Genomic DNA, 25,239 nt, shown 5'->3' with positions numbered 1-25,239 from the left:
GCAAAACTCTTAATTATTCCAACTCAAAACTACCTTCCAAACCTTTGTCGGAGCTTCCTCCTACCATAATTTTGAAAGTTCCGGGTTCTACCAAGTAATTGCCGTCGTTGTCATAGAAACCAAGTTCTTTTTCGGTCAAAGTCAGGGTAACTGTTTTGGTTTCGCCTTTTTTCAATTCGATTAATTCGAAGCCTTTCAACTCTTTTATGGGTCTTGCCAAGCTGGCAGCAACATCGTGAAGGTACAATTGTACCACTTCTTTTCCGTCGTAATTTCCAGAATTCGTCATTTCAACCGAAACTTTTACCGCTTCTCCTTTGGCGAAAGCCGTTTTGTTGATTTTCAAATTTTTATAGTCGAAAGTCGTGTAACTCAATCCAAATCCAAAAGGAAATTGTGGTGTTTTTTCCACATCGGTATAATGCGACCAAAACACGTTATTGTCTTTATCCGTTGGTCGTCCTGTACTGAAATTGTTGTAATAAATTGGGCATTGCCCTACGTTTCTTGGAAAAGACATTGGCAATTTTCCACTCGGATTGTAATCGCCATACAAGACTTGCGCCACGGCATTTCCGGTTTGGGTTCCCAGTTGCCAAGCCTCGACAATAGCAGGAATATGTTCGGCTGCCCAAGGCAAAGCCAAAGGTCTTCCGTTATTTAAAACCAACACGATGTTTGGATTTACTTTATAGATTTCTTCCAATAATTCTTGCTGAACTCCAGGCAAATCAAGGTTCGTTCTGCTGCGTCCTTCTCCAGACTGGAAACCAACTTCCCCCAAAACCATCACCACGACATCGGCATTGGCGGCTACTTTTTTGGCAGCATCAAATCCAGATTTATCAGTCGTATTGAAAACTAATTCACTAGTGAACGACTGTTTACCAATAACTAAATCAGCTCCTTTTTCGAAAGTCAATTGATTGCCTTTGTATTGTTGCATTCCCTCCAAAACGGAAACGGCGGAATTGTCATCGGCAGCAATTCTCCAACTTCCCAATGGGCTGTTTTTATCATTGGCCAAAGCCCCAATCAAGGCAATTTTTTGTCCTGATTTTTTTAGTGGAAGCAAATTCTTGTCGTTTTTCAACAATACAATCGATTTTTTGGCCATATCCAAAACCCCGTCGTTGTTGGCTTTGTTGCCAATGGTGGCTTTTTCTCTTTTCTCGTCACAATATTTGTACGGGTCGTCAAACAAACCCAATTCGAATTTCACGCGAAGAATTCTTCGAACGGCATCGTCCACCAAGGCTTCTTTTACTTTTCCTTCCTTGACCAATTTGACCAATTCGGCAACATACAAATACGATTCCATATCCATATCCGATCCCGCTTTTACGGCTTTTTCCGAAGCTTCGGCTCCGTCTTTGGCAAAACCGTGCGAAATCATTTCTCGAATGGAAGCCCAATCGGTAATCACGAATCCGTCAAATTTCCATTTGCCTTTCAAGATGTCTCTTTGCAAAAAGCTGCTTCCCGTTGCAGGAATTCCGTTCAAGATATTAAAAGAATTCATGTAGGTACGAACTCCGGCATCATTCGCCGCTTGGAACGGTGGCAAAACCGTGTTGTAAAGTGTGGCATTACCGATGTCAACGGTGTTGTATTCTTTTCCGGCTTCGGCAAAACCGTAGGCAGCGAAATGTTTGGCGCAAGCCGCAATGGTATTTACCTTCACCAAATCGGCTCTGGTTTCTCCTTGAAAACCTTTGACCCTTGCCGTTGCAATTTTGCTTCCCAAATACGGATCTTCTCCGGCTCCTTCCATCACTCTTCCCCAACGGGCTTCGCGAGAAATATCGACCATTGGCCCAAAAGTCCAATTGATTCCCGATGCCGAAGCTTCGTCTGCCGCAATTTGAGCCGATTTTTTAATTGCTTCCAAATCCCAACTCGCCGCTTCTGCCAACGGAATTGGACTCAAAGTTTTATAACCGTGAATGACGTCAAAACCAATGATTAACGGGATTCCCAATCGGGTTTCCTCAACGGCAATTTTTTGAACGGCACGCACTTCTTTCACTCCACGAACCGTCAGCATCGAACCTACCCAACCATCACGCAAATGTTTGTATTTCAGTTCGGCATTTCCTCCTTTTGGCGCTGGACCTGTTACTTCCCAAAACCCGTTGTATTGGTTCATTTGCCCCACTTTTTCTTCGAGCGTCATTTCTTTCATCAATAACGAAATGCGTTCTTCAATGGGTTTTGTTTTGTCTAAATGTGGTTTTTTTTGTGCATTCATGGTTCCAATGGTAATAAGACTAAAAAATCCTGCAATGATTAGTTTTTTGTTTTTCATGGTTTTGGTTTTCATTTCGTGCCATCCTCGTTATTTATTCACTTATAAAAGACGAAGCGGGCAAATTGGCTTTATTAAAAAGTTGGGATTGGGCATTGTTTTTCCAAGCATAACGCACTTTTACAGGGTTTTTCATCTTATCCGATTGTACAATTACTGTGTTGTTTTTGATTGCGGCAGTAGCTTCATAAAAAATTCCGTCAGCTCCAGCGATTTCAAATTGATTGGATTTAAGATTCGAAAAATGCAATCCTTCGGCAAAATCAAAAGAAACCACGACTTTGTTTTTCTCGATTTTAATTCCTTTGTAAAGTGGACCGTTGACCAATGCAGTGTTCGTTTTATAGGTATTCGCCAAAGCCAAGTTCGCCAAACGCGTTCCCACCGATTTCTTGTCTTTTGGATGAATGTCGTCAATGGGCGAAATGTCGCTGGTCATTGCCATTCCTGTATTGGGAACTTGTTGCAACACTTTTCGTTGGGCGTCGCGAATGACAGCACCACCAAAATGATTTTCACCGTAATTATAAGGTGCAATCTGAACGTAATAAAACGGAAAATCCGATTTCCATAGTTTCCTCCAAGACGTGATTAAAGCGGAAAAAGTTTTGTCGTAAACTGGTGAACCCACATTGCTTTCGCCTTGATACCAAATCACGCCCGCGATTTTGAAGTTTATCAAAGGATAAATCATGGCATTGAAAGCACGTCCCGGTTGGTTCGGACCATATCTTTCTTCTTTTCTGGTTTTGGCGGCTTCCAATAAAACGGCATCATTTTGAATCACTTCTTCCGGCATCCAAATTTCGGCTGGAGTTCCGCCCCAATTGGAAGAAATCAAACCGATAGGCACATTTTTCAATTCTTCCTGCAAACGTTTAGCAAAAAAATATCCGGCAGCACTGAAATATTTCATTGTTTCGGGCGTGCATTCCGTCCAATTTCCAGAAAGATTATTTTGGGGAGTTGTCGCCGTTAATTTTGGAACGGTAAAAAATCGAATGTTCGAATTTGTGGCATTTTTTACTGCTTCATCGGCATTTTCGATTCCCCAACTGGCGTTCATTTCCATATTGGATTGCCCAGAACAAACCCAAACTTCGCCAATCAGGATGTTTTTCAATACGATTTCGTTGTAGCCTTTTATCGAAATTGCGAATGGTCCTCCTTCATTTGGAGTGGGAATATTGATTTCCCATTTCGCCTGATTGCTGGCTTTGATTTTATAAGTTTGATTGTTCCAACTTGGCGCAATCACGACTTCTTCCTGCGGATTTGCCCAACCCCAAATGGTGACTTCAGAATTGCGTTGCAAAACCATGTTATCCGAAAACAGGTTCGGCAGCGTAACATTGGCGAAAGCCGTACTAAAAAATGTCAGGAAAAGAACAAATGCGATTAAATTATTTTTCATTTAATAGTTGTTTAAAATAAGGAATTAATTGGTCGGCCATCACTTTATCATCGGCAATGTCGGGATGATAACCGCAACCTTTTGGAACCATCGGTTGGAATTCGAACAAGGCAATTGGTTTATGAACCGTATCATTTTCGAACGCTTGAATGACTTTTTTCAAACAATTGACCAAAGTTGTATTTCTATCGCCCGAAACCATTGGGCTATTAAGCAAAACAATTCGAGTATTGGGAGCGTGTTTGTAAACGGTTTTGATGAATTCGATGTAATTCGAAACATATTTTTCTTCATTAAAAGGCAATCTTGGTTTTTTGCCATCGCCTTCGGAAAGGTCGTTGGTTCCCAAACAAATGCTCACTAAATCGGGTTGAAATTTAAAATTGTATGGTTTAGAACTGTCTTTATTAAGGTATAAATTTTCATAAACCTCGGGGATAATCGGTTCTTCGAGATGCTCGTCGTTCCAGTTGCGATACATTCCGTAGCCCGAAACGGAACTTAGTACAAAATCCAAATCCAAAGCTCTGGAAAGTACCGGTCCATAAGCCCAATAGGCGTTGTGTTGGTCGTACCAATCGCCAGTTCCACAAGGAATTGTCGAGGCATCGTTGCCAAATCCGCAAGTGATGGAATCGCCTATGAGTTCGATTTTTTTCTTGGTTTTTGGCGCTGGACTTTTTATTAATTTCGCTGTTGTTCCTGCAAACAAAACCCCGCCGTTGGCCGCTTCGGTCGCTTTGTAAATGGCGAGATGGTGTGTTTTTTTCTTTTCGGAAACCACGATTGGAAAGGATTTCACATCTCCTTTTTCGATTCGAATTCTGCCTATGTATTTTCCGTCGAGTTCCAGGGAAACATAATTTTGATGATCCACCAGACTTTGCAACGAAATGGAACAGGAATTTCCTTTGAAATCAAATGAAACTGAAGACGCGGCACCAACTAAAATCGCTTGATTGTCTTGCATTTTTTCGATTCTTCCCTGATATTCAAAAAACGATCGGGTTTCTTCCTTCTTTTGGGCTAGGGAAACGAATGAAAAGGAAATTAATAGAATTACAAGCTGTATTTTTCTAAAAATCATATTATAAGGTCTTAAATTGAGAATATATTAATCTTGTAAATATAAAATATTAATAGCCTAAAAAAGATACTAAACTGTCAAATTATAATCGAATACTATCTTTTATTTACCTTTTAAAATTTCAAAAATCAACGTTAAAAATCGTCTCAAATCTGTCTTTTTAAAGTTTTCAATTCGAATAAATTTGATACATTTGTGAACCAAAAACTACAGCAAACTTCGTTGCCTAAAACCCAAAAAAAAATAGGCACAAATTTGAATTATTGTTTTTCAGCCCCGTAGTTCAACGGATAGAATGGGAGTTTCCTAAACTTTTGATCCGAGTTCGATTCTCGGCGGGGCTACACTATAAAAAATGATGGTCTTTTATTTTTTATTTCGACAATTCTTTTCTTCTTCTTTTAAAAAACAACAGAACTGATTTGGTTTTAATTATTTGACTTTTAAATGATTAAATACTAATTATTTCGAAATTCATTTAGAATTTGATTTTAAATCCCGTATCTTTATGTGACAACCAAAAAGGGCTGCATCATGAAAACACTGGCACTTAGCTTCCTGATTCGGGTGTTTTTGCTCTCGTTCTTGCTCTATGGCAGCAGTTGCGACAGGGCCAAAGCTACCGATGCACTCATCGAAAAAGAAAAAAAAACAACCACTGGCCCCAATCCTGAAACCACGGCCTCCATCATAGACACTGCCGACTATAACCAACGCATGTTTGCCTTAAGCAACAACGACAAATCGGGCAGATGGCCTGTCAAGAACAAGCCTTATCCATTGCAGGGAGCCATCCTTCCTTATAACAGAATCATTGCTTTTTATGGAAACTTGTATTCCAAAAAGATGGGAGTTTTGGGAGAATTGCCTAAAGATGCCATGCTAAAAAAACTAAAGTGGGAAGTGGCTCAGTGGCAAGCCGCCGATCCAACCATAAAAACGATTCCTGCCTTGCATTACATAGCCATTACGGCTCAGGGTTCTCCGGGAAAAACAAATTTGCACCGATTGCGGATGCCATTTCATCAAATTGACATCATTATGGATTGGGCAAAGCCTATTAATGCATTGGTGTTTCTTGACGTTCAAGTAGGACATAGTACCGTGAAAACGGAAGTGGCCACGCTCGAAAAATACTTGAAATTACCCAATGTACATTTGGCTATTGATCCTGAATATTCGATGAAAAACGGAGAAGTTCCCGGAACAAAAATCGGCACTTTCACTTCAGACGACATCAATGATGCCGTCGAAATTTTGGCAAATCTGGTGCGAAAAAACAAACTGCCACCGAAAGTTTTGGTAGTGCATCGTTTTACGCAACAAATGGTGACCGGCTATAAAAATATTAAAACTGTCCCAGAAGTACAAGTGGTCATGAACATGGATGGTTTTGGCAACAAAACCCTCAAAAAATCTTCATATCTAGCCTATATTTATAGAGAACCCGTACAATTTACCGGTTTCAAATTGTTTTATAAAAATGACACCAAATCAAATCCAAACGGTCTTTATACTCCGGCCGAGTTGTTGCGATTTACGCCCAAGCCCATTTATATACAATATCAATAATTCACATGAATCATGAAACATATTCTACCTTCATTTCTGGCTGGATTGATTTTATCGATGGCAATTCTCTTTAAATCTGAAACGATAAAAAGGGAAGTTCCTGAAAAAAGAATGGTTCATTCGGCAAAAATAGTTCTAAAACCGGAAATCCCCGTATTGTGTTATCATCGCATCCGGAATATTCTTGGGAGTGACGGAAAAAACATGAAAATTTATTCTGTTTCCCCCGTCCATTTTGCCCAGCAAATGAAAGCTTTGCATGACAACGGATACCATACCGTTTTACCGGATCAGTTATATCAATATTTGGTTAACGACGGAAACCTGCCTCCAAAACCCATAATAATCACCTTTGACGATACTCGCGAGGAACACTACCGAATTGGTGCTCCAGAAATGAACAAATATGGTTACAAGGGCGTATTTTTTATTATGACCGTTTCCATCAACCGCCCAGGATACATGACCAAAGCCCAAATCAAAGATTTATCGGATAGTGGAAACGGCATTGGCGCGCACACTTGGGATCATCATCCGGTAACAAAATATAAAGAGGCAGACTGGAACATACAGATTATAAATCCCAAAAAACAATTGGAATCCATTACCGGAAAACCCATAAATTATTTCGCTTATCCCTGTGGCGAATGGAATTCACAAGCTATTGCCAAATTAAAAAACAATGGCTACCAGCTTGGCTTTATCCTTTCGACAAAGAGTAATCCTGACGAGCCACTCTTCACCATCAGGAGATTAATTGTTCCCGGTTCCTTGTCTGCTGACGGGATGCTCAAAGCTGTTGAATCCTCTTTCAAAAAATGACAATTTATTAATCCTGTTTTTTTGGATAAAATGCCAATTAAATTGAAATTAGGTGAAAAAATACCACTTTAAAACCTTGAAATCTCTTCAATAGGTCGCTAAATTTAAAAATCCATTATTTCCAACTACCCCCGTATAAAAAATACCTTTGTCTTTATATTGATTCACTATTTTTACATGTAACCCTATAAAAAACAGGGTTATTAATCATTTTACCGCTTTATATAATTGCAGAATTGAAAAAACGAGATTAAAAAAAAATATAATTGTCAAAAATAATTATCAAAACAACGAATATGGCATAAATTATTAAATACTCAACAAAAAAGACATTATAGCAAAAATAAAATAATAAATTTGTCTAAAATCACTATTTTTTACAGTAAAAACAGTAAAAAGTAGCACTATTTAACAATGAAAGATATGGCGAAGTCGATACCGAAATTAAACCCTAATGGTTGGGATGAAATGTTTTCTAGTAAAGGAGTTCGAACCTCTTATTCCAAGGTGCTGCAAACCATCCAAAACCTTAATCCCGAAAATTTAACCCAAAAGCAAAAACAGGCAGCTGATTTCTTTATGAATCAGGGTATCACTTTTACCGTTTACAGCGACGACAATCAAGGCATTGAAAGAATTTTTCCGTTTGACATCATCCCGAGAATTATTACCCAAAAAGAATGGCATGAGGTAGAATCAGGGATTAAACAAAGACTAAAAGCACTCAACTTGTTCTTGGAAGATGTTTACAACGAACAATTGATCATAAAAGAAGGATTGATTCCTGCGGCTTTGGTTTCTTCTTGTCCGCATTATCTTCAGGAAGTGCATGGCATAAAAGTGCCCCACAATATCCACATCCACATTGCGGGAATCGATTTGATTCGAGGCGCAAAAGGAGAATTTTATGTCTTGGAAGACAATCTTAGATGTCCAAGCGGCGTGAGTTACATGCTGGAAAACCGAGAAATCACGAAACGAATCTTTCCCGAAATGCTTACTTCCAACCACGTGAGCATGGTGGGGAAATATCCCATGATTTTGCACAACATCCTCATTTCGATGTCACCAAGAAACATTTCGAATCCAAATGTGGTTTTGCTCACTCCTGGCATCTATAATTCGGCTTATTACGAGCACACTTTTTTGGCTAGACAAATGGGAGTTCCTCTTGTGGAAGGACGTGATTTGGTGGTCAACAACAACAGGGTGTACATGAAAACCACTTCTGGTTTACAACAAGTGGACGTGATTTACAGACGTTTGGATGATGATTACCTGGATCCATTGGTTTTCAGACCCGAAAGCACCTTGGGCGTTCCCGGTCTTATCAGTGCTTATAAACAGGGAAATGTTGCCTTGGTGAATGCCGTTGGAAATGGTGTTGCCGATGACAAAGCGGTTTATGCTTATGTTCCCGACATGATTAAATTTTATCTTAACGAAGAGCCCATCCTTAAAAATGTTCCTACCTATCAAATGGAAAACAAAGAGGAACGGGAACTGGTATTTGCCGATATGGGCAACATGGTCATCAAGGAAACCAACCAAAGTGGCGGCTACGGAATGATTATGGGAAACAAAGCCACCGAGGAAGAACTGGAAAAAGGGAAAATTGCGATTTTGGCCAATCCTCGAAATTTCATAGCCCAACCGATAATCCAACTCAGCACCGTGCCTTGCCTGATTGATGGCGAACTGAAACTGCGCCACGTAGATTTAAGACCTTATGCCTTGTGCGGTCCCAACGGTGTGGAAATTGTTCCCGGCGGATTGACAAGAGTAGCATTGACCGAAGGCTCATTGGTGGTCAATTCTTCCCAAGGAGGAGGAAGTAAAGACACCTGGATTATTGAATAAAAACTGTATTAATTAGAGGATGAGATTGCTTTGCCACCTGCCTCGCAATTCCTCGCGATGACAAATTAAGATGAAAACAAACATGCTCAGCCGAGTTGCAGATGGAATGTTCTGGCTCAACCGATATATGGAAAGAGCAGATGGAATGCTGCTCACGCTAAACACATTCTACATCTTGTCTTTTGACAAAGAAATGAATGATTCCCAAGGATACAAACCTTTGTTGGAATATTACACGGATTTGTCCAGAAATCAAATCGTCCAATCTCAATACGACACAAATTTCGTTTTGAAATACATCATTTGCGACAATCAAAACAGCAATTCGGTTAAAAACCTTGTGGTTAAAGCGCGCGAAAATGCCAGAGGTTCCCAAGACAAAATAACCAAAGAACTTTGGGAACACATCAACACCATCTATCATTTCATGAATTCGCCTGACTTGTCCAAAAAGCTGGAAACCCACGAAGCATTAAGTATCATTACCGAACTCAAAGAAGACCTTTTGCTTTACAACGGAATATTGCACGTTACGATGCCGAGAGGTATGGGCTGGTGTTTTTCAAGCATTGGCAAACAGATAGAACGTTGTTTGCAAACCATTTCGATGACGCAGGCCTATTTCAAACCCATTAATTACAATCTTGACGGGGAAGAAGATTTATTGTACTGGAGAAGATTGTTGTTGTCGCTATCGGGTTACGAACAATATTTAAAAAGTTACAGCAACATTCCCCACAATCGCAAAGTGGTGCAACACGTGATTTTTAACCGTGATTTCTCTCATTCCGTGATATATACTTTAGAAATTTTGGATAAATATTTAGACAATCTAATTATGGACAACAACTCCAGCGAAGCACGAACCTTGCAAAATCAATTTGGAAGGCTAAAAAGCTTGATTGAATTTACCGATTATTACAACCTGACCAACAAACAATTAGAAGACGTTTTGAACGAAACCAAGAAACAATTGATTCAGTTTTCGACGGACTTTTCTAAATTATTCTTCTCCTATACCTAAAAAAAAATGGCAGTCTTCAAAATAGTCCACATCACGAAGTACCAATACACTTGGCCAATTAAAGAAAGTATCAACGAGATACGATTGTTCCCGCACAACTTTGACAATCAAGACGTGCTGCAGCACCAGATTTCGATAAGTCATAATCCCAATTTGGAAATTTCACACGATTATTACGGCAACAGGGTGGGGAATTTCAACAATTTGGAAGCCCACACCGAAATGACCATAGAATCCCGAATGTTGGTACGCGTCAATCATTCGCTCAAAATTCCCGAAATAGACACCACAACTGTCGAAGATTTGACAAAAGAGAAGGAAAAAAGCATTTTTTTGCAACGGCTGTGCTATCCCGAAACTATCGAAAAGCAAAAACAAATTAACCTTATTTTAAAAAAGATTAATCTTCCGGAGAAATCCATCATAGCCATTGCCCAAGAATGCAATGAATACATATTCAAACACTTTACTTATACCAAGGGAATTACCACCGTACAAACCACCCTTGACGAAATATTGGAAATTAGAAAAGGGGTTTGCCAAGACTTTGCCCATATATTGCTGCAACTTTTGCGCACTGTTGGAATTCCCTCCAGATACGTGAGCGGCTATGTTTGTCCCAACGAAAGCGGTCTCAGGGGAGAAGGTGCCACGCATGCCTGGGTAGAAATTTACACTCCAACACAAGGCTGGCTAGGACTTGATCCAACGAATAATATCTGGACGATGGACAACCATGTCAAACTTTCGGTGGGAAGAAATTTCTACGATTGCACGCTTGTAAAGGGAACTTTCAAGGGATTTGCCAAACAAACACTTTCGGTTTCCGTGTCTATTGGTTACGAAGACGGAAGACAATTTGAAGAAATCAACAATGTTCAGCTCCAGAAAATGACGGTGGAAGAACAAGCTCAACTGGATTATATCGAGCAACATCATGTTCAGTTGCAACACCAACAGAAGCAGCAAGAACAGCAACAACAATAAGCAAACTATTTATATCACAAAACCCGACAGTTTTCTGAAAACTGTCGGGTTTGTTCTTTGGAGTAAATTTAATTTTTTAGTTTGACAACCAGCTGGCTGGATTCTGATAAGTTGTGTTTTGCTTGATAACAAACTTAAGAACTGTTTTTCCAGTATCACCACTAGTTCTTATTTTTCCTATGCTTTGTTTTATTTTTACCTTGTCGCCTACATTTACAAATACCGAGCTTAAATTATGATATAACGTAAAATAATCTCCATGTTTTATCAGTACAGCTTTACTCACGGGAGTTATAACATAAACAGTTGATACCTCGCCATCAAAAACGGCTCTGGCATTGGATCCTTGTTCCGTGGTGATTTCCACTCCACTGTTATGAACTGTTAAAGCCGGAAAAACGGGATGTGGTTGATTTCCGTAACCTAGCGAAATAAAACCTTTCTCGACTGGAAAAGGCAATCGACCCCTGTTTGCTTTGAAATTATCGGCAATTAACTTGGCTTCAGGCGTCAATACAATTTTGGAAGAAGATACCGCTGCAGAAGATGAAACAATGGCTTTGGCACGTGTTTTCGTTTCTTCTTTTGTTTCTCCGGCTTTCGCACTGGCTTCAGCTTTTCTCATCGCTACTTCCAACGCTGTTTTTCTATTGGCTTCGGCAATGGCTTCTCGAATCAATCTATCAATTTGTCTGTCGATGGCTCTTGATTCCTGTTGTTTTTTCTTGATTTCGGCAGTTAATTTTTTCTTGTCTTTCTTGATGGAATTGATTACTTTTTGTTGCTCTTGCTTTTCCTTCAACAATGACAATCGTTCTTTTTCGTTTTCGGCAATCAGTTTTTGCTTGGCTGTTTTTTGAATATCCAATTTCCCGTTATAATCAACAAGTTGTTTGGATTTTGAACTTATTTCCTCCCCCTGCATTTTTCTGTAGCCGGTATATTGTTTCATATACTGGGCTCTTTTATAGGCCTGTAGAAAATTCTCGGACGACAATATAAACATGGCCCTGCTTTGTTCTGATCTGCTTTTATACGATTTGACGATCATCTCGGCATAATCTTCCTTGAGCACTTCCAGTTCCCTATTGAGCTTGTTGATTTTCAATTGATTGATGTACATATCATTGCTCAACAACTTCTTTTGTCTTTCGGTGGTATTGATTAGTTTTTCCTTGAGTTTTATTTTATTGGCCTGAATGACAATGACATGCACGGCCGATTTTTCTTTTTTCTTGACTGATTTCAACAACTCTTCATTTTCCCTAATCTCTTTTTGGATTTGGGCTTTGCGTGCTTCTAGTTTTTCTTGCGGGGAATCCTGGCTCCACGATAGCGAAGTCAAGCATATAAATATCAGGCTTAGGAGAAATTTTGGCATATTCAAAATAAGTTTGTGCAAATTTACTTAATTATAATTCTTTTGTAACCATTTGGAACACTATAAGGAAAAGAAAGTTCTTCGTTAAAGGTTATCGTATTGTAATCAAAATTGATTTGAGTTTTTCCTTTCTCTTGAATGGCATTGATGGACACCTTCGAAGGCAATGTTATTTCCTTGTAAAGCGTGTTGTCCGAATAAGCCACTTGAATCATCCTTCCTTTGGCTGTTTGCGAGATTTCTTGTTTGTTCAACAAAAAGGTGTTGGCATCAAAATAAAATGCTTTTTTGAAATTACTTACCGATGAATCATCCAATCGGTACACTTGGTCGGCAAATGATTCTGTATATTGTCCCTTCTCCAAATTATCGATGGCACGTCCCAACAACATATTCTGGATTTTGTCGAAATCCAAATCGGTTCCCAACCATTGGCTCAAGGTGCTGAAATCGCCTTCGAAATAACGCCCTCCCATTTTCTCGTAATAACTTACCGATGTTGGCGTGATCGATGCCTTGGCCATCGTGATTCCCAAAAAACGAACGCTAACCAGAATCTGTTGGTCTTTCTTGATTTTTATTTCGGCCGTAACGTTCTGTGTTTGTTTGTCATCGGCATATTGAACATTCGATTTTATATATAATGTAGAAAAATCGATTTTATTGTTGTAGTAGTTTCCTATTATTTTATTGACACTCATTCGTGTATCGCTTTTCGTTGCATCCACCACAACCGATTTGGATTTGCAAGACACCAAAAAAACAAGCAACACTATAGCTAAGAATCTCTTCATTTGAATTGTTATTTTTTATTTTTTAATAATTGATTGGCTTTGGAAAAATACTGTTCTTTTTTCTTGAAATCGCCCAATCCGTTGTAAGCTTCGCCCAATTGAATGTTGAAATTGATTTCCAACGATACATCGTCAATCACGTAATCCAAACCCATTTCGAGCATTTCCTTTGCCTTCTTGAATTGCTGCAATTGATTGTTTGCCATTCCCGAATAGTAATAAAACTGGGATTGAGTTGGGAATGTTTCAATCAATGCGGTTGCTTTTTGGGCTACCAATTCAAATTGTTTGGTTTCGACATACGACTGAAGCAAGAGCAAATTAGTCTCGACATCTTGGCCGGAACTGTTTTTTAAAGTTAATTCATAATAGTGTATGGCTTTGTCCCATTGCTTTTTGTTGTGATAATATTTCCCTATCTCCTTGGCTACATTGATGTTGGGGTCTTTGTCGAAATAAGCTATTGCTTTCTCCAAATCGGGTCCGTATTGCGGATTTTTGGTCACAAAAATCAAAAACTCGTTCAAGATTCGATGCTTTATCGGGGATTCTATTTCGGGACTTGCCAAAACTAGGTTCATTGAATTTATGGCTTTTTCGTTTTCATTGTTGTCCAAATAATACTTGAACATACCCACTTTTGCCCAAGCGGAATTTGGAATTGCAGCATCCAATTTTTTTGTGATTTCGAATGCTTTTTTGGCATCGCCATTATCCAAATACAATCGAATCAAGGTAATGTAATTGGATTCTTCTTTTGGATTTTTGTCAATTTGGACAATTAGGTTGTCTATTTCGGTATTTTGAAATTTCCCTTGGGACAAAATCTGCATTTTATAATTGTCTCTCAAATCTGTTTTTCCAATGGTCTCGTTCAGCTCTTTGATGAGAACGAGTGCTTTGTCATATTGTTGCGTAACCATGTAAAGTGAGGTCAAATCCTCCTTGTAAATTTCATTAAACTCAATCAATTTGTTAATCGAAATCAAGGCTTGATTGTAATTCTTGGCGGCATAACTCGCTTCGTACATTCCCACCCAAAACCATTTGTTTTTGGAGTCGATTTGCGTGGCTTTTTCGAATGAATTATAAGCATGTTCATACTCTTTCGATGCCAAATAATTCTTTCCCATTTCGAAATGAACGTTGGCATCATTGGGTTTCAATTTCAAGCAGTATTCCAATGCCGTGATGGCTTTGTCGTAATTCTCGATTCCTTTTTGCTTCAGGGATTCATAAAAATAATCCTCAAATTTATCGGTTTCAGGAACAATTGATTCTGGTTCGTTTTGCGCCAATAACGCCGCCGGATTGCAAAGCAAAACCAAGAATAAAAAGAAGGAAACCTTTTTTTTCATTTGTGTTTTTTCAAATATTACAATCAACGGATTAAAACCTGTTGCTTTTTTTAAACCATTAAGAAAGTCAAGTTTTTAGTCTTAATGAGCCTTAATTTCTTAATGGTTTAAAAGTAAATAGCCTTATTTGTTATATTTTCAATCGTAATTAACACCTCTTTATTACTCCAACACCGAATAATCCCCAATGCTGATGCTGGTAAAATTACCGTCAAAACTGGCGTGACTTCCTATCATCGCATTGTCCAACTTGGCATTTTTGATATGCGAATGGGTTTGCACCAAACTGTTTTTTATGGAACTATCCACAACGTGACATCCATTTCCTAAAGATACATTTGGCCCAACTGTTGCGTTAATCAAAATCACGTCTTCCCCAATATAGCAAGGAGGAATGATGGTTGCGTTTTCTAATTTTACGTTTTTGGCAACTAAATCTTCTCCGTCTTGATGTAAAAATCCCAACATTCTGGAATTGGTTTCAACCGTCACGTCTTTGTTTCCGCAATCCATCCACTCGGCAACTTCTCCAGGCACAAAAATCATGCCTTTAGCCATCATTTGCTTGATTCCGTCATTAATTTGATATTCACCACCGTTGATGATGTTGTTGTCCAAAACAAATTGCAATTCATTTTTCAGAACGGCAACATCCTTGAAATAATAAATCCCGATAACGGCAAGGTCTGAAACAAACTCCTTTGGTTTTTCGACCAATTCAATGATTTGATTGGCTTCGTTCAAATTGACCACGCCAAAAGCTTCCGGTTGATCTACTTTTTTTACCCAAATTACGCTGTCGGCATTTTGATCCAAATCGAAATCGGCACGAATCAAGGTGTCTGCATAAGCGATAACGGCCGGTCCGCTCAAGGAATCTTTGGCACACATAATGGCGTGACCCGTTCCCAGCGCTTCGTTTTGGTAATAAATCGTTCCTTTTGATCCTAATTTTTCGGCAATGGCGATTAAGTCTTCCTCTACTTTTTTTCCAAAACTTTCGTGAATGATAAAGGCAATTTCTTCAATATCCTGATTCAAAACGCCTGCAATATCTTCAACCAAACGGTGTACGATTGGTTTTCCGGCAATTGGAATTAAGGGTTTTGGAATGGTTAATGTATGTGGTCTTAATCTGGAACCACGTCCAGCCATTGGTACTATTATTTTCATTTTTTAATGTATTAAGATTTGAGTATTAAGTATTAAGACTAAACTAATACTTACTGCTATAATATTCTATTTAAATCTGCTAACTGCGACGGAACACTGAACACTTACTTCACTCCCGTGCTTCCAAAACCGCCTTCTCCTCTTGAAGTTTCGGATAATTCCTGAACTTCAATCCATTCGGCTCTTTCGTGTTTTGCGATGATGAGTTGGGCAATGCGCTCTCCGTTTTCGACAACGAAAACTTCATTGGATAAATTGACCAAAATCACGCCAATTTCTCCGCGGTAATCCGCATCGACAGTTCCAGGCGAATTGAGAACGGTGATTCCTTTTTTGGCCGCCAAGCCGCTTCTTGGTCGAACTTGGGCTTCGTAACCAATGGGCAATTCGATGAAAAGTCCTGTTTTTACGATGGTTCTTTCCAATGGTTTCAAGGTTATGGATTCAGTTAGATTGGCACGCAAATCCATTCCTGCCGAGGCCATGGTTTCGTAATTGGGCAAGTCGTGCTGCGATTTGTTGATAATGTTGATTTTCATTTGGTGTATTTGTATTGTAGAGACGGGTTTCAAACCCGTCTCTACAGAATTATTTTTATTTTTTTCGTTTTAAAATGCCTAATATGGTTTCTTTCTCGTTGTGATAAACAAAATACATAAACCCGATTAGTAATGGGATTCCAACGAAATAATTTCCATCAAATACATAGAAAGAAATCACCGAAAATAGAATTGACAAACCTAAATAGCCGCCAATTTTATTCATGTCATAAGGAATTGGGTAATACTTGTTTCCGAGAACATAGGAGATAATCATCATGCTGCCATAAGCGGCAATGGTGGCAATGGCCGAGCCATAATAACTGTATTTTGGGATTAAAAGATAATTCAAAATCAGCGTTAATACAGCCCCAACGATAGAAATATAAGCACCAATATGAGTTTTATCGGTGAGTTTATACCAAACAGAAAGGTTGTTGTATATTCCCAGACAGAAGTTGGCCAAAATGATTAACGGCACGACTTTCATCGCTTCCCAATAGGATTTGTTGTCGAGCAACAGGAGTTTCAAAAGGTCGGCAAAAACAATCACGCCAAGAAGAATCAACGAACCCAATATCACGAAATACTTGGTGATAACGGCGTAGGTCTGTGGTGCGTTCTCGTTGCCGGAATGACTGAAAAAGAAAGGCTCTATCCCTAAACGGAAAGCCGTGGCAAACAAAACCATGAACAATCCCAATTTATAACAAGCTGAATATGCCCCAACTTCTGATTTGGCAATATTTTCCGGCAGCAAATAACCCAATAAAATTTTGTCGAAATGTTCGTTGACCGCAAAGGCGATTCCTGCCACCAGAATTGGCAAACCGTATTGCATCATTTTTTTCCAAAGCAGCTTGTCGAATTTTCGATTCAAGGAAAGATAATTGGGCGAAAGCACGACCAATGTCAATAAACTGGCCAACAAATTGGCGACAAAAATATAGCCAATTTCAAAGTTTTCGATGTATAAATCATCCAGAAACGAATGAGGATTGTCTTGGGCTAATTTTGGCAAATACAATAAAAAGAAAATGTTGAGAATGAGGTTGACAGCCACATTTCCTATCTTGATGGCCGCATACATCATCGGTCGTTGATTGGCTCTCAGTTTCGAAAACGGGACAATAACCAAGGCATCCAACACCAAAATCCAAATGGAATAAGTGATATATTGCACATCAACATTGGCCCAATTAGCCAAAGAATTCCTGAAAATCAAGGCTCCAAAAAGGAAGAATATGGAAGACCAAAATATGGAAATAGTGCTGGTGGCAATCACGTTTTGCTTGTCGGTTTCGGAATTATAAAACCGAAAAAAAGCGGTTTCCATTCCGTAGGACAAAATCACGTTGAAAAAAACCATCCAGGAAAGCACGATGGAAACTTCGCCATATTCGGCCGTGGGCAATATCCCCGTGTATAATCGAACCAGCAAAAAACTCAGCATTCGAGGCAAAACCGTTGCGAGTCCGTAAATAGCTGTTTGTTTGAAAAGGTTTTTATATAATCCCAAGAGTATGTCTATTAATTTTAAGAGACAAAAATAACCATTTCTTTGGTTTAATGCGGATTTTGTTGGTTCAAATAAAACCAATCCGTCAAGGTATTTCAAAATACTAAAATTAAAATGGTTTTAAATGAAAATCATTTTAAGTCAACAAACCTTTTTATAATTTGACAATTTTTTAATTGATGTTTTCTTTCATTTTAATAGCAAAAGAAAATTATTTGTTGATTAAATATTTCAAAAAAATCAAATTACTTAAATCGCACACTCTTGTTTTTTTACATATTGTTAAAAAATTGGCGTTAAAAAAAAATATATTGAAAAAAATATTAAAAAAATTATGATATCATAATTTTTTTAATATTTTTGTGCAATCGATTACATTAATGTTGCAACAAATCACTAAAAATTAACAACTAAATTATTATGAAAAAAACCATTATTACCAAAATTTCCAGTTTACTCTTATTCTCTTTACTTTTTGCAAATTGTCAAAATGATGATTTAACCACAACAGCGACTAGTACACAAAGCGTTGCAACCAAAGTAAAAAGCACCACATCCAATTTAAAAAGCTCCACCGTAACAACAGAAACTGCTTTAAAATCTGCAGTTTCTAGTGCCGTTGCTGGAGATATTATCACAATAAGTGGAACAATTAAATTAACCAGCACATTACAATTATTAAATAGCGGAACTTCAACCTCTAAAATAAATTTAACTGGAGGTGTTCTTGATTGTTCAGGAATTGCTTCAGGTTGGGGAGTTAAACTTAATGGAAGTTACTGGAATGTAACTAATATGACTATTAAAAATGCACCCGATTGCGGTTTAGTATTACAAGTTGGTGGATACAACTACATTTACAAAATCAATGCTTTGTCTAACAAAGATTCAGGCATCCAAATATATAATGGTGCTCATCATAATATGGTAAGTAACTGTTATTCTGCTGAAAATTATGATATTGCAAATGGCGGCGAAAACGCAGATGGTTTTGCGTGCAAACTTTCTGGAGGGGCAGGAAATGTTTTTGACAGCTGTACTGCATACCATAACTCTGATGATGGATGGGATTTATACGGACAACCTTATACAGTGACCATCAGAAATTGCAAAGCTCAAAACAATGGCTACGGAACAACTGGTGACGGAAACGGTTTCAAACTAGGTGGTGGTACACAAACTGTTCCTCACACTTGTACAGATAACTCTGCAACAAATAACAAAGCTTGGGGTTATGACGGAAATGGAAACACAGGACATATAACAATTACGGGAAGTACAGCTTCAGGTAATCTAGCTGGATCATTTACAAGAATTTACTAATTATAGACCGTTTTCTATAAATACGAAAGAGTCCCACAATTTGTGGGACTCTTCTAGTATATTTAACTATTGCTTTATTTTTTGATCACCTTAAGAGATTTATTAATGTTTCCTTGTTTCAAAACTAGGATGTAAACACCAGCATTGTAATCATTACCCATTACTTGGTCATTGATGTCTGCATATTCCACGTTAATAGATTCTACTAATTTCCCCGTAATGTCATAAGTAGCTACTTTTACATCTTCGTTAGATGAAGAACTGTAATTGATTTTGAAGCTGTCTGTAGATGGATTAGGATAAACTTTTAAAGAAAATTCAGCATTAGAAGCAAATTTTTCGTTTGCCAATGTTGTAAAATCAGCATCTTTTGCAGCTATAGAACCTGCAACTGGTCTGTAATCTAATCCTGTGTATTGGTTTCCAATAGCAGTGTTGTAAGGCATCGTCAACAACCCAGCACTTGCTGTTTGACTTGTGTTTTTATTATCTGTAAACCAAGCAGCTACATCAAAAGCTGTTGTTGGAGATTCTACTTTAACAGCCACTTTTGCTGCTGCAATTCCTGCAATAATATTGTTTTTGAATTTTAAAGTACCATTTGTTGCATTTGCTGTTGTGGTATTTCCATCAACAACTAAACCGTCAACAAAATCCATAAAAATAGAATTCCAAATTTGAAGTTGTGTGTTTCTTCTTAAGTGAGCTCCTCTTCTATGGTTGGTGTTTAAAGTACCACCACTTGGCAAAGTAGCTCTGTAAGTTGGTCCAACCAAAGTACAGTTTGAAAAAACAGCACTGGTAAAACTTGTCCCAGCCGCACTTGTTGAATTGTTATCTGACTCGAAACAATTAGAAGTCGAAGAGTCTGCTGCAGAAGGCTGTCTGACAGCCAGACAGAATTGAACTTTACCACTGAAACCGTTATCAGTATCAAAATCATCATCAAGACCATTGAAAGCTACAAGGTGAGAACAATCTACTGCTCCACCAAACCATTCGAATGAGTCATCATTAGCATAAGAAACCTGAACATAGTCAATTTTAGTTCCTTTCCCTACAGCACCCATTGTCAATCCATTAATCTCTGTATTACTTCCTGAAGCACCATACGTATAACCAGCATATTCTATTCGAACGTATTTCAAAGAACCTGAATTGTCATTATCGTCTGGAGTTAATCCGCCACCATATTCTGTATCGGTATTTCCTGGAATTACAGGAATACCTTCGATAGTATTTATGCCATTACTGATGTTAAAAGCCCCTTTACCCAATAAAATAACGCCTCCCCAGTCACCTCTGCTTCTATTTCCTACTGAATTTCCAGAGGTAAAAACAATTGGACTCGCAACTGTTCCTTCAGCAATTAGTTTAGCTCCTTTTGTTACAAACAAACCTGCACCTGCAGCATTGCTACGAATAATTACTCCTGGCTCAATGGTTAGTGTAGCATTATTTTTCACATATATTTGACCTCCTAATGAATACGTGTTTCCGGCTGTCCAAGTAGTATTTGCAGTAATGTTAGCAGAAATAGTTACTGTTGGTGTTGGATACACTTTGTTTTGAGGATCAAATTCTGTCCAAGTATCAGTCCACATGGCTTCTGGTGCTGGTGCAAATGCGCCTCTGTAGGTTGTGGTAGTAAATTGAGCAAAACCAGTAAAAGTCACTAGTAATACCATTGATAAAAAGTAAATTTTTTTCATTTTGTGTGTGTTTAATTTTTTTAGCAATATTAGGATTGTAATGTAAATACTATGTAAACTGAGCGTTACAATAACAATATCATTATGTTTCCTAAACATTAAGAGCCTGTTTCAAAAACAAGCTCTTAAGTACTATATTTTAAATGTCTCTAGAAATTATAAGTCATTGAAAAAGAAAAAACTCTTCCAAAAGTATTTCTACTCACTTCATCATCCACTTTCGCATCAAATCCATTCTTGTTTTGGGAATCACCCGTGAATACTTTGTTTACAAAGGCATCAAATCCTTTAATTTCTTTGGCTCCAGGCAAGTCATGGTTGTTTTGGTAAAAAACCAAATCTTCTGCTAATACGTTTCGAACGTTTAATTTTAATTCCAATTTGTTTTTCAAAAGATTTTTTGCAATTTGAAAATCTAAAAATGTTCTTGATTTTTCCCAAAATGCAGGTGCGGTGTTTCCGGTAGTTTGGTTTCCGTGAATTGTTATTCTGTCGCCAACTCTGTTTGTATTGGCTGCAAATGACCATCCCGCCTCCTTGTTAATGTATTGCAATCCAGCGTTAAACACATAAGGAGATTGTCCTTGCATTGGGGTTTTAACTGCTGTAGGAGTAAGGTTTGATATATCGACTTCTGAACGGATTACTGCCAAATTGGAGAAAATAGTCAAATCATCCAAAAATTTATTTTCCTTAGCTCCAAACAAAGTACTTGCTAAAAGTCTAAACTCTAATTCGATACCGTAATTGGTTCCTGCAGCAGCGTTTTTATATACATTGGAGTTGTTGGCCAACGCTTGTAGCTCGATTGGGTTTTTAAAATTTTTATAAAAAGTAGAAACCGAAAGCATTTGCCCTTTTCCTAAGAAATACTCGTATCGTACATCAGCATTATAAATATCTGTAATTTTTAACTCAGGATTTCCAGAAGTATTCATTCTAGTGTCAAAATCGTAGAACAAAAAGGGCGCTAATTCTCTAAATTCAGGTCTGTTCAATGTTTTGGAGCCACTCATCCTCAAGTTTTGCTTTTTGTTTAGACTATAAATTAAGTTGAAAGAAGGCAAAATATCTAGTTGGGTGTCATCAACAACTACAGGCAGATTCGCCTCAGTTATAGAATTCAAATTCTGTGAATAATTTTCGACACGAGCTCCCCAAATTATTCTCCATTTATTGAACACGTTGTCAATCATCAAATAACCAGCGTCTAAATTAGATTCTGCGTCATAATAATCACTCCCTTTGGTGCCTTCAAAAAGAGTCAAACCACTAAGATTAGTCGGTGATGTCGACAAAATTCCCATATTTGCCGAATTGAATATAGTGGCATTTGGCAGGGTTGCTATTGCGCCGTCAAAAGTGTCATCCTGTGACCAATTTACACCATTAACTCTACCACTAAATGGAACATACCCTAACTGTCTGGCTTGAAATTTTCTTTTACGAGATTGTGTAATTCCACCTAATTTTATATCGGCAGAAAAATTATCCGAAAATTCAATTTTTTTACTGATGTCAATCTTGGAGCTAAAAATGCTTTCTCTGTTGTTCGATGTAAAAATAGAGCCAGGATTGTCTAAACCTACATTATTCCCTGCAAAAGGCGCAGTAGGCGCGGATTGGGTTCCATCTTGATATAGTTTGTAGTCATAGGTGTTTCTTCTTTCTGAAGGAACTTCTCTTTGAACATTGCTGTAAGAACCAACCCAACCTAATTTAATCTTGTTTTCAGGCAAGAAATGTTCTCCTATAAGTTGTCCGGTGTAAATTTTGTTTTCGGTAAATAATCTGTTGGTAGAACTGGACATTATAGTAGGATCTACATCTGTAACGTTTCTAGTTCCTAAACGATCCGTATATCTACTTTCAGAGGTTATACTGTATAAATTTTTGAAACTAAATCTGTTATTAGTGTTTAACTTTAAAGAAAGATTTACAATTGCACCAAGCAATTTTTGTTTCCTATAATTATTACTATTGAAACTTTTTCTGAGATCTCCCGCTGTTTCATACTCTTTTAGACTTCCTACTCCAAAGACATTTGTTACATTGTTGGTTGCGGAAGCTAATAAACCTAAACTTTGTGTGTCGTTAAATTTGAAATAACGCCCTAAAGTGAACTGAAAATTGGTGTTGGGATCGAATTTTCCTTCATCTACACTCCAATCGGTTTGATAATTCTTTGCCAATGTAGCTATTTGTTGAATACTAGTTTCCGTTTTCAAGTTTTGTAAAGCGATAAAGTCATTTGAACTAGGGAAATAAGAGGGCAATCCTACTTTGATATCGTTGGCTTGAAATTTAGTTTTGTTGGTCGTAATCGTATTGTATCCCGCTCCTACCGTAATGGATTGAAAATCTTTTTCAGGGGTTGATTTTGTGTTTATTTCGATGATCCCTCCAGCAAATTCTCCCGGTAAATCTGGGGAAGCCGTTTTGTTAATCACTAAATTATCAAGCATGTTAGCCGGAAAAATATCAAATGAAAAAGCTTTTTTGTCAGGTTCGGTACTTGGAAGCGGTGAACCGTTTAAATAAGTAGTATTGTAACGGTCATTCAATCCACGTACAATTACAAATTTATTGTCTTGAATGCTTGTTCCGCTAATTCTTTTCAAAACATCGGATGTTGTTCTATCTGGAGTTCTTTTGATACTTTCAGCCGAAATCCCGTCAGAAACCCTGATGCTGTTTTTTTGCATTGTCAAAAGCGATTGTACCGATTCTGTTTTTGCTTTTACGGTCTTAATGACAACTTCATCAAGAACACCATTCATTTCAGATAAAGAGACATTCAACACGGTTGCTTCTTTATCGACAACTACAACTTCATCAACTACTTTTGTAGAAAAAGAAAATAAAGAAAACTCCAAGATATATTGTCCAGCAGGCATCTTTCTGAAATAAAATTTTCCTTGAGCATCAGTATGTGTAGAAAATTTTGTTCCAATTATTGCAACAAGAACACCAGGTAATGGTCTCCCTGTAGATTCCTCTATTACAGTTCCTGTAATAATGGAAGACTCGTCAATTTCATTAGAAATAGCTGGCGAATGTGTTACAGTTGTGGATGAAATTGTTGATTCTGTCACAGAAGAATCTGCCACATCTTTTGCCGTGGAATTTTGTGAAAACACGGAAGAACAAAAAAACAAAAGGGTGATAAAGTAAGATAATTTCATTGAAATATTTTTGATTAAAAAAATGCTGGAATATCACGGCAAAAATACTTTGAATGAAATTTATGAATGTTAAATAGAGATTAACAAAAATTTTAAAAAGAACCAGTAGGTTAACTTATTGTTAGCTTAACAATAATTATTTTGTGATTTGTGTTCAACATAAATTTTGTGTAAAATTAATTTTTAAACAAAAAAAGTCCCGCATTTGCGGGACTCTTAAATATATTTCGAATAAGATTCTTATCCTTTCAAAGCTTCCGCTCCACCAACAATCTCAAGGATTTCGTTGGTAATCGCTGCTTGACGTGCTTTGTTGTAAGTCAATTTCAATTGGTCTCTCAATTCGGTGGCGTTGTCCGTTGCTTTGTGCATTGCAGTCATACGCGCTCCGTGTTCTGAAGCAAATGAATCTCTAACGCCTTTGTACAATTGCGTTTTCAATGATTTTGGAATCAAGGTCAACACGATTTCTTCTTTGGATGGTTCAAAAATATAATCCCCTGTAGAAGCTGGTTTGTCAGATTTTATTGGAGCCAACGGCAAAAACTGTTCTACTTGAACAATTTGGGTCGCTGCATTTTTAAATTGGTTGTACACCAATTCGATTTTGTCATACTCACCAGACACAAATTTTTGGGTCAATGTTTCGGCAATTTTGGTAACGTTCTCAAAAGTCAATGCATCAAAAACCTGACTTTGATTGTCCACAACGGTTAAGGTTTTGGTCAAAATGTCGTTTCCTTTTTTACCAATGGCAAAAACATCAACTTGTTTTCCTGCGTAATAATCGGCACGGTTTTTAACTTCCTTGATTACATTGGTATTGAAAGCACCACACAAACCTCTATTCGAAGTGATGGCAACAACCAATACTTTCTTGAGTTCGCGTTGTTTGGTGAATTCTCCTCCCACATCTCCGTCAAGAGTAGCCGAAAGGTTTTGCAATAATTCCGTCAATTTTTCGGCATAAGGTCGCATTGCCGTGATGGCGTCTTGCGCCTTCTTCAACTTTGCTGCAGAAACCATTTTCATCGCGGCAGTAATCTGCATCGTCGATGAAACGGAAGTAATTCTATTACGGATTTCCTTTAAATTTGCCATATAAAAATTAGAGGTTAGAGGTTAGAAATTGGAAGTTAGAAAAGGGCAAAAAACTTCCCACTTCTAACTTCCCACTTCCC

18 protein-coding genes and 1 tRNA gene are annotated in these 25,239 nt (G+C 37.9%); 7 read left to right on the top strand and 12 right to left on the bottom strand.

Annotation, left to right across the window (positions count from 1 at the left end; genetic code table 11):
* Positions 1 to 13 precede the first annotated feature (13 nt).
* From bglX to OZP13_RS16155, 3 genes are read right to left on the bottom strand one after another with little or no spacing between them, the layout of a single operon-like run.
* Positions 14 to 2,308, bottom strand: coding sequence for a beta-glucosidase BglX (gene bglX / locus OZP13_RS16165; RefSeq protein ID WP_281297842.1), 2,295 nt, complete (start codon positions 2,306 to 2,308; stop codon positions 14 to 16).
* Positions 2,309 to 2,342: 34 nt separating this feature from the next.
* The gene (locus OZP13_RS16160; RefSeq protein ID WP_281297841.1) at positions 2,343 to 3,722 is read right to left on the bottom strand and encodes a sialate O-acetylesterase; all 1,380 of its coding nucleotides are present in this window, start codon (positions 3,720 to 3,722) and stop codon (positions 2,343 to 2,345) included.
* Positions 3,712 to 4,809: an SGNH/GDSL hydrolase family protein gene (locus OZP13_RS16155; protein WP_281297840.1), complete on the bottom strand. Its 1,098-nt coding sequence runs from the start codon at positions 4,807 to 4,809 to the stop codon at positions 3,712 to 3,714. The genes OZP13_RS16160 and OZP13_RS16155 overlap by 11 nt, the downstream gene beginning before the upstream one ends.
* Positions 4,810 to 5,081: 272 nt before the next feature.
* On the opposite strand from OZP13_RS16155, the gene OZP13_RS16150 reads away from it, so the two are divergent.
* The 6 genes from OZP13_RS16150 (at position 5,082) to OZP13_RS16125 (ending at position 11,074) form a co-directional block, all read left to right on the top strand.
* A tRNA-Arg gene (locus tag OZP13_RS16150) sits at positions 5,082 to 5,153 on the top strand.
* Between the two features lie 190 nt (positions 5,154 to 5,343).
* On the top strand, positions 5,344 to 6,381 hold the full coding sequence (locus OZP13_RS16145; protein ID WP_281297839.1) for a hypothetical protein: 1,038 nt from the start codon (positions 5,344 to 5,346) through the stop codon (positions 6,379 to 6,381).
* Positions 6,382 to 6,393: 12 nt separating this feature from the next.
* Entirely contained in the window at positions 6,394 to 7,203 is an 810-nt protein-coding gene (locus tag OZP13_RS16140; RefSeq protein ID WP_281297838.1) for a polysaccharide deacetylase family protein, read from the top strand.
* 423 nt (positions 7,204 to 7,626) lie between these two features.
* Positions 7,627 to 9,063 (top strand): circularly permuted type 2 ATP-grasp protein, encoded by a 1,437-nt coding sequence (locus tag OZP13_RS16135; RefSeq protein ID WP_281297837.1) that lies wholly within the window; start codon positions 7,627 to 7,629, stop codon positions 9,061 to 9,063.
* A 70-nt stretch (positions 9,064 to 9,133) separates the two neighbouring features.
* Positions 9,134 to 10,087, top strand: a complete 954-nt coding sequence (locus OZP13_RS16130) for an alpha-E domain-containing protein (protein WP_281297836.1) — start codon at positions 9,134 to 9,136, stop codon at positions 10,085 to 10,087.
* Positions 10,088 to 10,093: 6 nt separating this feature from the next.
* Positions 10,094 to 11,074 carry a transglutaminase family protein gene (locus OZP13_RS16125; protein WP_281297835.1) on the top strand — a complete coding sequence of 327 codons (981 nt, stop codon included), beginning with the start codon at positions 10,094 to 10,096 and terminating at the stop codon, positions 11,072 to 11,074.
* A 76-nt stretch (positions 11,075 to 11,150) separates the two neighbouring features.
* On the opposite strand, the gene OZP13_RS16120 is transcribed toward OZP13_RS16125, so the two are convergent.
* The 6 genes from OZP13_RS16120 to OZP13_RS16095 form a co-directional block, all read right to left on the bottom strand.
* Entirely contained in the window at positions 11,151 to 12,455 is a 1,305-nt protein-coding gene (locus OZP13_RS16120) for a murein hydrolase activator EnvC family protein (protein WP_281297834.1), read from the bottom strand.
* 23 nt (positions 12,456 to 12,478) lie between these two features.
* Positions 12,479 to 13,249 carry a lipoprotein insertase outer membrane protein LolB1 gene (gene lolB1, locus OZP13_RS16115; protein ID WP_269241144.1) on the bottom strand — a complete coding sequence of 257 codons (771 nt, stop codon included), beginning with the start codon at positions 13,247 to 13,249 and terminating at the stop codon, positions 12,479 to 12,481.
* An 8-nt stretch (positions 13,250 to 13,257) separates the two neighbouring features.
* A complete protein-coding gene (locus OZP13_RS16110) occupies positions 13,258 to 14,607 on the bottom strand; it encodes a tetratricopeptide repeat protein (protein ID WP_281297833.1) in 1,350 nt (449 codons plus the stop codon).
* 162 nt (positions 14,608 to 14,769) lie between these two features.
* Positions 14,770 to 15,780: a sugar phosphate nucleotidyltransferase gene (locus OZP13_RS16105; protein ID WP_281297832.1), complete on the bottom strand. Its 1,011-nt coding sequence runs from the start codon at positions 15,778 to 15,780 to the stop codon at positions 14,770 to 14,772.
* A gap of 104 nt (positions 15,781 to 15,884) precedes the next feature.
* Positions 15,885 to 16,319 carry a dUTP diphosphatase gene (dut, locus tag OZP13_RS16100; RefSeq protein WP_269241142.1) on the bottom strand — a complete coding sequence of 145 codons (435 nt, stop codon included), beginning with the start codon at positions 16,317 to 16,319 and terminating at the stop codon, positions 15,885 to 15,887.
* A gap of 55 nt (positions 16,320 to 16,374) precedes the next feature.
* Positions 16,375 to 17,838: a lipopolysaccharide biosynthesis protein gene (locus tag OZP13_RS16095; protein ID WP_281299459.1), complete on the bottom strand. Its 1,464-nt coding sequence runs from the start codon at positions 17,836 to 17,838 to the stop codon at positions 16,375 to 16,377.
* Positions 17,839 to 18,258: 420 nt separating this feature from the next.
* Here OZP13_RS16095 and OZP13_RS16090 point away from each other — a divergent pair, with 420 nt between their 5' ends.
* Positions 18,259 to 19,161 carry a right-handed parallel beta-helix repeat-containing protein gene (locus tag OZP13_RS16090; RefSeq protein WP_269241141.1) on the top strand — a complete coding sequence of 301 codons (903 nt, stop codon included), beginning with the start codon at positions 18,259 to 18,261 and terminating at the stop codon, positions 19,159 to 19,161.
* A gap of 74 nt (positions 19,162 to 19,235) precedes the next feature.
* Here the strand turns inward: OZP13_RS16090 and OZP13_RS16085 are convergent, their stop codons facing one another.
* The 3 genes from OZP13_RS16085 to atpG form a co-directional block, all read right to left on the bottom strand.
* Positions 19,236 to 20,873: a T9SS type A sorting domain-containing protein gene (locus tag OZP13_RS16085; protein ID WP_281297831.1), complete on the bottom strand. Its 1,638-nt coding sequence runs from the start codon at positions 20,871 to 20,873 to the stop codon at positions 19,236 to 19,238.
* A 149-nt stretch (positions 20,874 to 21,022) separates the two neighbouring features.
* Positions 21,023 to 24,058 carry a TonB-dependent receptor gene (locus tag OZP13_RS16080; protein WP_281297830.1) on the bottom strand — a complete coding sequence of 1,012 codons (3,036 nt, stop codon included), beginning with the start codon at positions 24,056 to 24,058 and terminating at the stop codon, positions 21,023 to 21,025.
* 240 nt (positions 24,059 to 24,298) lie between these two features.
* Entirely contained in the window at positions 24,299 to 25,159 is an 861-nt protein-coding gene (atpG, locus tag OZP13_RS16075; protein WP_269241134.1) for an ATP synthase F1 subunit gamma, read from the bottom strand.
* Between the last annotated feature and the right edge of the window lie 80 nt (positions 25,160 to 25,239).

The organism is Flavobacterium limnophilum (genome assembly GCF_027111315.2).
In the GTDB taxonomy this organism is placed as follows: domain Bacteria; phylum Bacteroidota; class Bacteroidia; order Flavobacteriales; family Flavobacteriaceae; genus Flavobacterium; species Flavobacterium limnophilum.
The sequence above is the reverse complement of the archived record's forward strand: the minus strand, read 5'-3'. Positions and strand labels throughout refer to the sequence as shown.

Bases quoted from the DNA above. Each gene is read 5' to 3' on its own strand.
- atpG (WP_269241134.1), bottom strand. From the start codon at position 25,159: ATGGCAAATTTAAAGGAAATCCGTAATAGAATTACTTCCGTTTCATCG.
- OZP13_RS16145 (WP_281297839.1), top strand. From the start codon at position 5,344: ATGAAAACACTGGCACTTAGCTTCCTGATTCGGGTGTTTTTGCTCTCG.
- OZP13_RS16125 (WP_281297835.1), top strand. From the start codon at position 10,094: ATGGCAGTCTTCAAAATAGTCCACATCACGAAGTACCAATACACTTGG.
- OZP13_RS16110 (WP_281297833.1), bottom strand. From the start codon at position 14,607: ATGAAAAAAAAGGTTTCCTTCTTTTTATTCTTGGTTTTGCTTTGCAAT.
- OZP13_RS16135 (WP_281297837.1), top strand. From the start codon at position 7,627: ATGGCGAAGTCGATACCGAAATTAAACCCTAATGGTTGGGATGAAATG.
- OZP13_RS16105 (WP_281297832.1), bottom strand. From the start codon at position 15,780: ATGAAAATAATAGTACCAATGGCTGGACGTGGTTCCAGATTAAGACCA.
- dut (WP_269241142.1), bottom strand. From the start codon at position 16,319: ATGAAAATCAACATTATCAACAAATCGCAGCACGACTTGCCCAATTAC.
- OZP13_RS16085 (WP_281297831.1), bottom strand. From the start codon at position 20,873: ATGAAAAAAATTTACTTTTTATCAATGGTATTACTAGTGACTTTTACT.
- OZP13_RS16140 (WP_281297838.1), top strand. From the start codon at position 6,394: ATGAAACATATTCTACCTTCATTTCTGGCTGGATTGATTTTATCGATG.
- OZP13_RS16120 (WP_281297834.1), bottom strand. From the start codon at position 12,455: ATGCCAAAATTTCTCCTAAGCCTGATATTTATATGCTTGACTTCGCTA.
- bglX (WP_281297842.1), bottom strand. From the start codon at position 2,308: ATGAAAAACAAAAAACTAATCATTGCAGGATTTTTTAGTCTTATTACC.
- OZP13_RS16155 (WP_281297840.1), bottom strand. From the start codon at position 4,809: ATGATTTTTAGAAAAATACAGCTTGTAATTCTATTAATTTCCTTTTCA.
- OZP13_RS16160 (WP_281297841.1), bottom strand. From the start codon at position 3,722: ATGAAAAATAATTTAATCGCATTTGTTCTTTTCCTGACATTTTTTAGT.
- OZP13_RS16130 (WP_281297836.1), top strand. From the start codon at position 9,134: ATGAAAACAAACATGCTCAGCCGAGTTGCAGATGGAATGTTCTGGCTC.
- OZP13_RS16090 (WP_269241141.1), top strand. From the start codon at position 18,259: ATGAAAAAAACCATTATTACCAAAATTTCCAGTTTACTCTTATTCTCT.
- OZP13_RS16080 (WP_281297830.1), bottom strand. From the start codon at position 24,058: ATGAAATTATCTTACTTTATCACCCTTTTGTTTTTTTGTTCTTCCGTG.
- lolB1 (WP_269241144.1), bottom strand. From the start codon at position 13,249: ATGAAGAGATTCTTAGCTATAGTGTTGCTTGTTTTTTTGGTGTCTTGC.